Source organism: Pantoea eucrina, assembly GCF_002095385.1.
Taxonomy (GTDB): Bacteria; Pseudomonadota; Gammaproteobacteria; order Enterobacterales; family Enterobacteriaceae; genus Pantoea; species Pantoea eucrina.
The window spans coordinates 1-11,737 of sequence record NZ_MIPP01000065.1; the positions used below are offsets into that span (position 1 = coordinate 1).

Here is an 11,737-nt window from a genome sequence, read left to right on the forward strand (position 1 = left end):
CACCGCGCGGCGCGACTCCGCCGGACTGGCGCCCGATCCGCAGCGCTACGCCAGCGAGGCGGTGGTGCAGGTCTATGCGGCTCCCACTTACGGCTGGAAAGGCGCGGTGGCGGTGCATCCGTGGATCATCTTTAAGCGCGCCGGCGAGACGCAATATAATCGCTATGAGGTGATCAGCTGGGGCAGCGGTGACAAGGTGCGGCGTAACCGTAACCTGCCGGATGGCTACTGGTATGGCGCCCGTCCGCGTCTGCTGGTGGATCACCGCGGGGCCGCAGCGCAGGCGATGATCCCGCAGATTGAGGCGGCAATCCGCTCTTACCCGTGGCCCGCCACCTATCGCGCCTGGCCGGGGCCAAACAGCAATACCTTTCTGGCGCACATTGGTCGCGAAGTGCCGGCGCTGAAGCTCGACCTGCCGGCAAACGCGGTTGGCAAGGATTACCGCTCGCTGCTGCACCCGATAGGGCTGCCGCCCTCGGGGCGCGGTCTGCAGCTGTCGCTGCTGGGCGTACTGGGCGTGACGGTCGGTGCGGAAGAGGGGGTAGAGATGAACCTGCTGGGGCTTAATCTGGGCGTCGATTTCACGCCGCTGCGGCTGCGGCTGCCGTTTATTGGCGGTATCGGCCGGGATAACGTGCAGAAGGATAATCCCTGACGGGGGCGCCGCGGATTGCGGCGCGCCGGGCACTCAGCAGACGCCGAAGTCGCCCTCTTCATGATAGAGATTGACGCTGTCTGCTTTAATCTCTATCTCTTTTTTCAGCGGGTCGTCGATACGGGCGCACCAGAGCATATCGCCCTCTGCACGCAGCACCTGCATTTTAGGACCACCGGTTTTCGACTGCACAAAATCGCCTGCGTTAAACATGCTGTGTCTCCATCAGATAAGGGTATGAATGAGTGTAGCTGCGCCACTCTAAAGGCGCAGCTGCCGTGACTCAGTGCGGCAGTAAAAACAGCGTGGCCAGACCGAGAAAGATAAAGAAGCCGCCGGTGTCGGTGAGCGCGGTGATCAGCACGCTGGACCCCACCGCCGGATCGCGCTTCATTTTGGTCATGATCAGCGGAATAAGCACGCCCATCAGCGCCGCCAGCAGCAGGTTCAGCACCATCGCCAGCATCATCACGCCGCCAAGCTGAATATTGTCATACATCAGCCAGGTGATGCCGCCCATAATGCCGCCCCAGAACAGGCCGTTGATCAGCGCCACGCCCAGCTCGCGACCAATCAGGAAGGAGAAGTTACCAGGCTCCACCTGATGCAGCGCCAGCGCGCGCACAATCATGGTAATGGTCTGGTTGCCGGTATTGCCGCCAATGCCCGCCACAATCGGCATCAGGGTCGCGAGCGCCACCAGCTGTGAAATTGTGGCTTCAAACAGGCCGATGACGCGCGAGGCGATAAATGCGGTGCAGAGGTTAATGGCCAGCCACGTCCAGCGCTTGCTCACCGCTTTACGCACCGGCGCAAACACATCCTCCTCCTGGCTGATCCCGCCCATTTTACGGATGTTGCTCTCATTCTCCTGGTTAACCAGATCGATCACATCCTCAACGGTAATACGGCCAATCAGTTTGCCTTTGGCGTCGGTAACGGCAGCAGAGATCAGGTTGTAGCGCTCAAAGGCGCTGGCGGCATCCTCGGCGTTGTCATTGAGCTGAAACGTAGTGGGACGGGGATTCATCACATCGGCGACCAGCGTTTTGGGCTTGTTGAGCAGAATATCGGTCAGCGGCAGCTCGCCGAGCAGCTGGTTTTGCGCATTGGTGATAAAGATTTTATCGGTGCCGTTGGGCATACTGCTGCGCTTGCGCAGAAAGCGCTGCACCGTGGCAAGGGTGACGTCGGCGCGCACGGTGAGAATATTGAAATCCATGATGCGGCCTACGCGGTCGCGATCCAGCTCAATCACATCAAGCAGGCGCGCGCGCAGCTGCGGCTCCAGCGTGGTCAGCAGGCGGCCGGTGAGATCGCGCGACAGATAGCGCGCCAGATAAACCTGATCGTCGATATCCAGCGGTTCAATCGCGCGCAGGATCTCGCGGTCGCTCATGCCTTCGGTCAGGCTCTCCCAGACGGTCTCTGAGGCTTCAACCAGCACGCGGCCACGCTGTTCGGAGGGGACCAGCTGCCAGAGCGCCCGGCGCTCCTCTTCCGGCAGCGCTTCCAGGATATCAGCGAGGTCGGCGGCGTGCAGCGGCGCCAGCTCCTGCTCCAGCTGCTGGCGCCAGGCGGCCACTTCGCGCAGCTCTGCGGCGTTGAGATCGACGGATTTATCCAGCAGGACATCCACTAAGTCCTGTTTGCTCAGCAGCAGTGAAAGAATGCGCTGGCGGGATTCGGTTAGTTGTTGTGCGTGCGAGGCAGACATAACGCGTCCTTTGTGTCTGTAAAGTCAGCACAAAGTGTAGCGTGTTACCGCCAGAACGGGCAGAACAAAGGCGCCAGTCGCCGCGTCAGCGTGTCTCGCTGCTGCTCAGCGTTGCCGGTTCCGGCAGGGGCTTTTTCTGCTGATGATGCTCAATGGCACCGGGAATGATAAAGATCAGGCGACCAGCCAGAATAAAAAAGCTGATCAGCAAAACGATGCGGGTCATGGTGCCGGTTTTGGGACGTCTTCGTGGTGATAGGGCGCTGTTCACGCGGGTGTTCCTGTTGATACCCTTCAGGGCGATAGCAATATTTAGTCACAGTTGCCGGGCGGGGTCAATCGCTGTATGAAAAATAAGCACGGAAGCGATGCATCAGGCGCCGCGAACCGTGCCCGGCTTCAGTAGCTCGCCTTCTGCGCCAGCAAAGTAGCAAACTGACATTTGATACGGTTGCCGTCAGCGTCACGACGGTGCAGTTCGCCGACATCCTCGTTATATTTTACGATATGCCAGTTGCGGTAGTAGTGGCTCAGCTCGCCCGATTTAAAGGTAAACGGAAACGCCTGCGTATTGGGGTAGTCAGCGGTGCTCATCGCCGCCACAATCAGGTTGTAGCCATTCTTCTGCGTACTGGCCTGCATATCGGCAATCAGCTGCGGGATCGTCTCCGGCTGCAGAAACATCATCACCACCGTTGAGAGCACAAACTGATAGCTGCCGTTGAAGCGCAGCTGGTTGAGATCGCACAGCGCTGTCTGAATATTCGGCAGCTGTTCAGTAGCAATAATCGTATTCAGATAGTCAAGGCTTGCCGGATTAGCGTCCCAGGCGGTGACGTTAAAGCCGTGCTGGCTGAGATAAAGGCTGTTGCGGCCTTTACCGCAGCCGAGATCCAGCGCGTTGCCCGGCGTCAGCTTCGGCAGCGCCGCGCGCACTTCAGAGTGCGGCGGCGATAAATCATACTTTTCTGTAAACCAGTTATCAGGGCGTATCGTCATTGTCAGACAGCGGGCGGACGGCCCGCGTTACTCCTCTTCCAGCAGCAGTTTCCAGCCGGTCACATCGCTCCAGTACGCCTGCTCGCGCTCCAGATCGAGCTGCACCAGCGTATTCTGGCTGAGAAAACCGGCCGGGAAAGTGAGCGTCCAGTGACCATCGTCCGTTGAGAGCTTCAGTGCATCGGGGCGCGTGGTCGCCTGACGCTGGTTATTCAGCAGCGTGCCGAGGCGCAGCAGAAAAATCATCGGCAGCACCTGCTTTTTCTTAAACAGGGTAAAGCGCGGGATCTCATCCTGCTTCACCGCTTTACGATGGAAGCGTACCAGCGTGGCCAGCAGCATCTGTTGATCCTGATTAAAGCCAGGCATATTGGAGTGCTGCAGAATATAGGCGGAGTGCCGCTGCATACCGCTGTGATTAATGGTCAGCCCGACCTCATGCAGCAGCGCCGCCCATTTCAGCAGAGCGGTCAGCTGCGGGTTCGCCTGTTTCGGATTCTGCTCCTGCCACTGCAGATAGAGCTGCTCTGTCGTCTCCAGCACGCGGCGCGCCTGATCGCTGTCGATCACATAGTGGTTCGCCAGACTCTGTGCGGTGCGGCTGCGGATATCCTGATGGCGGAAACGGCCCTCCATCTCATAGAGCACCCCTTCGCGCAGCGCGCCGTCAGAGAGACGCAGTTCACGGATCGCCAGTGCGTCAAAGACGCCGCACAGGATCGCAAGGCCAGGCACAAACACCGCTTTGCGCTCTTCAGATAAGCCCGGCAGGCTCAGCGCATCAAAGGATTTATGCTTCAGCACTTCACCGACCAGCATATCGAGACTGTCAGGCGTTACGCGCTTCTCTTTCTCGCCCATTGCCAGCAGCACTTCACAGGCGGCTTTAATACTGCCGGAGGCGCCCAGTGCATATTGCCAGCCGTGCAGGCGATACTGCCACGCCAGCGTCTCCAGCTTGTGCGTAGCGGCGAGGCGGGCGCGACGGAAATTATCCTGGCTGATTTCGCCTTTCGGGAAATAGAGATTAGCGAAGCTGACGCAGCCCATGCGGCGGCTCTCAACCAGCTGCGGCTCAAAATCCTCGCCGATTACCAGCTCGGTTGACCCGCCGCCGATATCGATAACCAGCTTGCGCCCTTTTTCTGGCTGAGTGTGCTCAACGCCCATGAAGATCAGGCGCGCCTCTTCGTTACCGGAGATCACCTCAATCGGATAGGGGATCACTTCCGCGGCGCGCTGCAAAAACTCTTCGGCATTGGTCGCAATGCGCAGCGTGTGCGTGCCGACAATGGTCACGTTGGCGGCGCTAAAGCCCTGCAGTCGCTCAGCGAACAGGGCCAGGCAGCTCAGGCCGCGCACTATCGCCTCTTCGCTCAGCCGGTTTTGCGCGTCAAGCCCGTCAGCCAGATGCACCCGCTGCTTGAGGCGTCCCAGAACCTGCATGGCGCCATCCACCACGCGGGCGATCACCATATGAAAACTGTTTGAGCCGAGATCGATGGCCGCAAATTCCTGCGGCTTCGGCGTACTCTTCGGAGTAATTGGCATAGACGTTATTCGGGTTGTTCCAGTCTCTTGATGTAATCGTAAATCGCCAGCTGCGAGCGCACTTTCCTGCGATTGCCGCGCGGAACATAACGGTTACTCAGCTCTTTGTCTACGATACGCGCTTTAACCGTATCACTTAACAGAATGGCGATAATATCCAGAATCCGCTGTTTAAGACGCGGATCGAGCACCGCCACGGCGACCTCAATGCGGTAATCGATGTTGCGCGTCATCCAGTCAGCCGAAGAGAGAAACACCTTTTTCTCACCGCCATTTTCAAAAATATACACCCGGTCGTGCTCAAGATAACGATCAACAATGCTGGTGATGCGAATATTTTCGCTGATGCCAGGCAGGTCCGGGATCAGCGAGCACATACCGCGCACCAGCAGGTTGATTTTTACCCCGGCTGACGAGGCTGCATAGAGCCTGTCGACCAGGCCGTTATCTACCAGATTATTGATTTTAAGCGTAATTCCGCACGGCTTGCTCTGCTGCGCATTGGCGATCTCCGTGTCAATCAGCTGATAGAGTACGGCCCGCGAATTCTGCGGCGACACCATCAGATGTTCAAAGGTAACCGGGCGATAGGGGTTCTCGATGAAGTTAAATACGCGGCGGACTTCGTTCGTGATGCGCGCGTCAGCGGTCAGCAGAGAGTAGTCGGTATACAGGCGCGCGGTCTTCTCATTAAAGTTGCCGGTGCCGATATGCGCATACCGCACCACCTCTTCACCTTCGCGACGGGAAATCAGAAACAGTTTGGCGTGAATTTTCAGACCAGGCGCAGAGAAAATAACGTGCACGCCCGCTTCAGTCAGCCGCTTGGCCCAGTGGATATTCGCCTCTTCATCAAAGCGCGCCTGCAGCTCAACCACCACCGTCACTTTTTTGCCGTTGTGCGCCGCGTGGATCATCGCATCCATAATGCGGGAGTGTTTGGCTACGCGATAGATATTGATTTTGATCGCCAGTACGCTGGGATCGAACGACGCCTGACGCAGCAGCTCCAGCACATGCTCAAAGGTGTGATAGGGGTAGTAGAGCAGTACATCGCGATCGCGGATGGCGTCAAAGCCATTGCGGAAGCCATCAAAGCCGATATGGCGGATCTGCGGCAGCGGCCGGTTGACCAGGTTACTTTTGCCGACGTTGGGAAAGCCGATAAAATCTTTGAAGTTATGGTAGCGGCCACCCGGCACAATGGAGTCATAGTTAGAGATAGAGAGCTTGTGGCGCAGCATCTCCACCATGGCATCGGGCATATCGCGCTGATAGACAAAGCGCACCGGTTCGGCAGTAAGGCGCTGCTTCAGGCTGGAGGACATCAGCTCCAGCAGGCTCGACTCCATCTCTGTAACCAGATCATATTCAGCATCGCGCGTCATTTTCATGGAGTAGGCGTTCAGCGCATCGTAGTCAAAGAAGCCTTTAAAAATCTCATCCAGGCAGTAGCGCAGAATGTTATCCAGCAGGATCATCGGCTTGCGGCGGCGTGGCGACTCGGCCGGCAGGTTGATAAAGCGCGGCACTTTGTCTGACGGGATCTCCAGCAGCGCATAGCGGATATCCTCGCCGCGAATGATCTCTACCGCCAGATAGGTGTAGTCATCCTTGAGAAACTCAATCAGATCGGTGTCATGGTTGATCAGAATCGGCGTAACGTGCTGGCGCAGCTGGTGTTTGAAATAGTGGCGCAGCCACTCCTGCTGATTGGGTGAGAGCTGGCGTTCGTTGATCAGGAAGATCTGGTTACGTGCCATCTCCAGCAGCAGCTCATTGTAGAGCGCGTCAAACTCCTGATCGGACTTCAGTACCCGCTGCTGGATCTTCTTCAGCAGATGCCGCAGGGGAGTGGGCTTACCCTGCTCTTCGCTGATCAGAATGCGCCGCTTCAGATCGGCAAAGCGCACCTTGTAGAACTCTTCAAGGTTGTTGGAATAGATCCCTAAAAACCGCATGCGCTCAATCAGCGGGTTACTTTTATCCGCCGCTTCCTGCAGCACACGTTCATTAAAGGATAACCAGCTTATTTCTTTTTCTATATACAGCTTTTCCTGACCCATTCTGACTCCGTGATGCTGTGGCGGGACGATATGTCCGGCGCAAGGCGCGCAGTGGTGCGGCTCCGCTCAGTCTCCTTCACCATTATTGCTAGAGTATGGCAGGCTTGTCCAACCGCAACAGTTGTCTTATCAATCCGCTACGGGCAACATAGCGACTCTCTAATCTGAATCCCTGACCGGCATGAGCATAAACCATATTCCTGTTGAATCTAATGACCGTCGCCGGCGCGCCATCGATCGCTTTGTGCGGCGCATGGTAACGGCGTGCGGCGCAGGAATATTGCTGCTGATGCTGCTGCTGTTCTTCTGGCTTATCTGGGTGGTCCTGCCCCTGTTCAGCGCGCCACAGCTTCAGCCTGCGCTCAGCCAGCAGCTGTGGGATAAAACGCCGGCGCTGGCGCTGGGCAGCAGCGACACGCTGGGCTGGCGCATCAGTCGTCATGAAGCGCGTTTTATTCCGCTTAACGGCGACCCCGCCGGACCGGCGCTGGCACTTTCGGATGCGCCGCAGGCGCCGTGACCAGCAGCGCGGCTGATGCCGTGTTACTCAACGTGCAGGGCGCACTGCTATTGATGCAGCCGCGAATAGAGCACGATCGCGGCGAGTGGTATTTTCCGCTGGGCGATCGGCCGCTGCGCCTGCCGCAGGGTGCCGTCAGCCAGATGGCGCTGGCGCACATCGACGACGGGCAGTGGCGTATTGCTGCACAGACGCCGTCGGGGATCAGCGTGCTGACGCTGGCCAGTCAGCAGCCTGTCAGTCAGGTTATGCTGCCGCAGCAGCATGCCGACCAGCTGCTGCTGTCGCCTGACGGCACGCAGCTCTTTACCAGCCGTGAGCGCCAGCTGCAGGTGTGGCAGATTAGCGCTGAGGGCGCACAGCTGCGCGAAACGCAGGCGCTGACGCAGCCGGTTGCGAGCCTGCATATGCTGGCGGGTGGCCGGACGCTGCTGATCAGAGACGATCGCGGTGTCAGCCAGTGGTTTGCCATTACCGGCGAGCACGGTCCGCGCCTGCAAAAAATTAAAACCTGGCACGGCTCGCAGGGGGCGCAGGGTGTGGCAACCGAGTCACAGCGCCGGGTATTTGCCAGCTGGGATGCGCAGGGCGTACTCAGCCTGTTTGCCAGCAAACAGTCAGGCCCGATCCTCACGCGTCAGCTGGCGCCGGGCATTCAGGCGGTCGCCTTTTCGCCGCGCGGTGACGGCGTGATCGTCGAACACGCCGGGCGCTGGCAGCAGTTCCGGATTGATAACCCGTGGCCTGATGTTACCTGGCGTAGCCTGTGGCAGAAAATCTGGTATGAAAATTATCCGCACGCCGACTGGGTGTGGCAATCCACCGCGGCCGGTGACAGCTATCAGGCGAAGTTCAGCCTGGTTCCGCTGGTTATCGGTACCCTCAAGGCCGCCGCGCTGGCGCTGCTGTTTGCCACGCCGCTGGCGCTGGCTGCCGCTATCTATACCGCCTGGTTTATGTCGCCGGGACTGCGGCGCTGGGTTAAACCCGGCATTGAGATGATGGGCGCGCTGCCGAGCGTGGTGATCGGCCTGATTGCCGGTATCTGGATGGCGCCGCATATCAGCCATGCGCTGGCGGGCGTGCTGCTGCTGCCGGTGATACTGGCCGCTACGCTGCTGCTGTGCGGCGTGCTGAGCCCGCGTCTGCCGGCGCGCTGGCGTCGTCCGGGCGTCGAGGTGCTGTTACTTCTGCCGCTGCTGCTGCTGGTCACGCTGCTGATGCTATGGCTGGCAGCCCGGCTCTGGCCGGACGCCGGTGAACAGCTTATTCACTACGAACAGCGTAATCTGCTGGTTGCCGCCGTAGCAATGGGATTTGCGCTGGTGCCGCTGATATTTACCCTGGCGGAAGATGCGCTGTTCAGCGTGCCGGGGGCGCTCGGACAGGGATCGCTGGCGCTGGGTGCTACGCCGTGGCAGACCCTGACGCGGGTCGTACTGCCCGGCGCTTCTGCCGGGATTTTTGCCGCACTGATGATCGGTTTTGGCCGGGCGGTGGGCGAGACGATGATTGTGCTGATGGCCACCGGCAACACGCCGGTGAGCGAAGGCGGGCTGTTTGCCGGGCTGCGCGCGCTATCAGCGAATATTGCGATAGAGATGCCGGAGGCGGCAGCGGGCAGCGCGCACTACCGCATCCTGTTTCTCAGCGCGCTGCTGCTGCTGCTGTTTACGCTGGTTATCAACACGGTCGCAGAAGTGATCCGCCAGCGGCTGCGCCGGCGTTATGGTCAGCATGAGGGACAGGGATGAAAAACGCACATCGTCAGAACGATCGCTGGCGCTGGCTGACGGCGGGTGCGGTGGCCGTCTGTTTACTGGCGTTTACGCTGCTGATCGGCCTGCTTGGCTGGCAGGGCGTGCGCGCCTTCTGGCCGCAGCCGGTGAATCGCTATCAGTTTCAGGCTCCCGGCGCGTCGCCGGTTACGCTGCTGGGCGAGACGCTGCAGGCAGAGCGGCAGAGTACCGGATGGCGCTACCTGGTAAAAACCGGCAACCGCGATTTTGCCGCCCCCGATTTCCGCGTCATTTACAGCACCGGGCCCGCGCGCGCGGAACAGCCGCGTGACGTGCTGGTGCTGCAACGGCGCAACGGCGGTAACGCTTACGGCTGGCTGGTGGCGCTGCGGGAAGACAATGAGACGCTCACCGCACACAACCGTGATGCGCTGCTGCAGCAGCGTCTGCAGCAGGTACAGGAGCAGCTGCGTCAGGCAGAGGATATCCGCCGTATCGATATGGCGCGGCTCAATGCGCAGCTGGAAAATCTGCAGCAGCAGGCGGATGAGCAGCAGCGCGAACAGCGTTTTGGCCTGCAGCAGCAGTCAGAGTTCGACGCCAACAGCGCGGCGCTGCATCGTCGCTTCAGCGCGCTGGCTGAGCAGCTGACGCATCTGCAGCAGGCGAGCCAGCGCGATACGCTGATCCTGCGCGACGCGCAGGGCGCAGAACATACTATCCCGCTGGCGCAGATCGTCGCGGCCTGGTACCCCAATAACATGAGCGTGTCGCAAAAAGCGCAGCACTTTTTGCGGCAGGTATGGCAGTTTGTCAGCGACTCACCGGCGGCAGGCGGCAGCGAGAGCGGCGCGTTTCCGGCTATCTTTGGCACGGTGCTGATGGTGGTGCTGATGTCGGTCATCGTTATGCCGCTCGGCGTGGTGGCTGCCGTCTGGCTGCATGAGTATGCCGGACGTCACGCCCTGACGCGGCTGGTGCGTATCGCCGTGGTGAATCTCGCCGGCGTCCCCTCTATCGTTTATGGCGTATTTGGTCTCGGTTTTTTTGTCTGGCTGATTGGCGGCACGCTCGATCAGCTCTTCTTTTCCCGTGCGCTGCCGAACCCGACCTTTGGTACGCCAGGCCTGCTGTGGGCGTCGCTGACGCTGGCACTGCTGACGCTGCCGGTGGTGATTGTGGCGACAGAAGAGGGGTTGTCACGGATACCCGATACGCTGCGTCAGGGATCGCTGGCGCTGGGGGCAACGCAGGCAGAAACCCTGTGGCGGGTGGTACTGCCGCTGGCGGTGCCGGCGATGCTCACCGGACTGATTCTGGCAGTGGCGCGCGCGGCGGGAGAGACGGCGCCGCTGATGCTGGTCGGCGTGGTTAAAATGGTGCCGGAGCTGCCGGTAGACGCCGTGTTTCCTTATCTGCATCTCGACCGCAAATTTATGCACCTCGGCTTTCAGATTTACGATCTGGCCTTTCAGAGCCCGAACATCGACGCCGACAGGCCGCTGGTTTATGCCACTGCGCTGCTGCTGGTCATGATTATTCTGTCGCTGAATCTGCTGGCGATGGTGCTGCGCCACCGGCTGCGCGAACGCTACCGGCTGATGACGCACTAACAAGGTTGAAATATGACGTCCACTGAGAACATTGCGCTAAGCGTAAACAAGCTATCGCTCTGGTACGGCGAGCGCCAGGCGCTGAACGCTATCGATCTGCAGATCCCGAAAAACCGCATTACGGCGCTGATTGGACCATCCGGCTGCGGAAAATCCACGCTGCTGCGCTGTTTTAACCGTATGAACGATATGATTAGCGGCTGCCGAACCGAAGGAGAAATTCTGCTGGACCAGCTGCCGGTAATGCAGGCAGGGCAGGATCTGCCTGCACTGCGGCGGCGCATCGGCATGGTGTTTCAGCGTCCGAATCCGTTTCCCAAATCGATCTATGAGAACGTGGTGTATGGCCTGCGTCTGCAGGGAGTGCGCGACCGCCGGGTTTTAAATGAAGCGTGCGAACGCGCACTGCGCGCGGCGGCGCTCTGGGGGGAGGTGAAAGATCATCTGGCGCAGAACGCGCTGACGCTCTCCAGCGGCCAGCAGCAGCGGCTGGTGATCGCCCGGGCAATTGCCATTGAGCCAGAAGTGCTGCTGCTGGATGAGCCCACCTCCGCGCTCGACCCTATCTCTACGCTGGTCATTGAGGAGCTGATGACCACGCTGAAGGCGCATTTCACGCTGGTACTGGTGACGCATAATATGCAGCAGGCGGCCCGCGTGTCTGATTACACCGCGTTTATGCATCAGGGACAGCTGATTGAGTTCGGCGAAACCGATCGGATTTTCACCGCACCCGGCGTGCGCCGCACCGAAGAGTACATCACCGGCCGGTTTGGTTAACGCCGGTTACCGGGGCGTTATTGCGTTCTAACCCAGGGGCGCATAAATGCGCCCCCTACGGGGGCTAGGGGATGGGCGCATGAATGCGCCGCCT

Annotated in this window: 9 protein-coding genes and 1 pseudogene; 4 read left to right on the forward strand and 6 right to left on the reverse strand. The window is 59.6% G+C overall.

Annotated elements, in window-relative coordinates; genetic code table 11:
- The coding region (locus HA43_RS17745; RefSeq protein WP_094112263.1) for a DUF3750 domain-containing protein at positions 1-658 on the forward strand (658 nt) is incomplete at its 5' end.
- Positions 659-691: 33 nt separating this feature from the next.
- Here the strand turns inward: HA43_RS17745 and HA43_RS17750 are convergent.
- The 6 genes from HA43_RS17750 to ppk1 all read right to left on the reverse strand — a co-directional run bounded on the left by HA43_RS17750 (position 692) and on the right by ppk1 (position 6,991).
- Complete coding sequence (locus tag HA43_RS17750; RefSeq protein ID WP_039379580.1) at positions 692-871, reverse strand: YodC family protein; 180 nt, start codon at positions 869-871, stop codon at positions 692-694.
- 70 nt (positions 872-941) lie between these two features.
- Positions 942-2,375 (reverse strand): magnesium transporter, encoded by a 1,434-nt coding sequence (mgtE, locus tag HA43_RS17755; RefSeq protein ID WP_039379576.1) that lies wholly within the window; start codon positions 2,373-2,375, stop codon positions 942-944.
- 85 nt (positions 2,376-2,460) lie between these two features.
- Entirely contained in the window at positions 2,461-2,646 is a 186-nt protein-coding gene (locus HA43_RS17760; RefSeq protein ID WP_094112264.1) for a YfgG family protein, read from the reverse strand.
- 128 nt (positions 2,647-2,774) lie between these two features.
- A complete protein-coding gene (gene tehB, locus HA43_RS17765; RefSeq protein WP_094112265.1) occupies positions 2,775-3,374 on the reverse strand; it encodes a tellurite resistance methyltransferase TehB in 600 nt (199 codons plus the stop codon).
- 27 nt (positions 3,375-3,401) lie between these two features.
- A complete protein-coding gene (ppx, locus tag HA43_RS17770) occupies positions 3,402-4,925 on the reverse strand; it encodes an exopolyphosphatase (RefSeq protein ID WP_039379568.1) in 1,524 nt (507 codons plus the stop codon).
- A gap of 5 nt (positions 4,926-4,930) precedes the next feature.
- Positions 4,931-6,991 (reverse strand): polyphosphate kinase 1, encoded by a 2,061-nt coding sequence (gene ppk1 / locus HA43_RS17775; RefSeq protein ID WP_039379564.1) that lies wholly within the window; start codon positions 6,989-6,991, stop codon positions 4,931-4,933.
- 181 nt (positions 6,992-7,172) lie between these two features.
- Here ppk1 and HA43_RS17780 point away from each other — a divergent pair.
- The 3 genes and pseudogenes from HA43_RS17780 (at position 7,173) to pstB (ending at position 11,643) form a co-directional block, all read left to right on the forward strand.
- Positions 7,173-9,265: pseudogene (locus HA43_RS17780) on the forward strand (ABC transporter permease subunit).
- Positions 9,262-10,863, forward strand: a complete 1,602-nt coding sequence (pstA, locus tag HA43_RS17785; protein ID WP_094112266.1) for a phosphate ABC transporter permease PstA — start codon at positions 9,262-9,264, stop codon at positions 10,861-10,863. The pseudogene HA43_RS17780 and the gene pstA overlap by 4 nt, the downstream one beginning before the upstream one ends.
- 12 nt (positions 10,864-10,875) lie before the next feature.
- Positions 10,876-11,643 (forward strand): phosphate ABC transporter ATP-binding protein PstB, encoded by a 768-nt coding sequence (gene pstB / locus HA43_RS17790; RefSeq protein ID WP_094112267.1) that lies wholly within the window; start codon positions 10,876-10,878, stop codon positions 11,641-11,643.
- Positions 11,644-11,737: the final 94 nt, after the last annotated feature.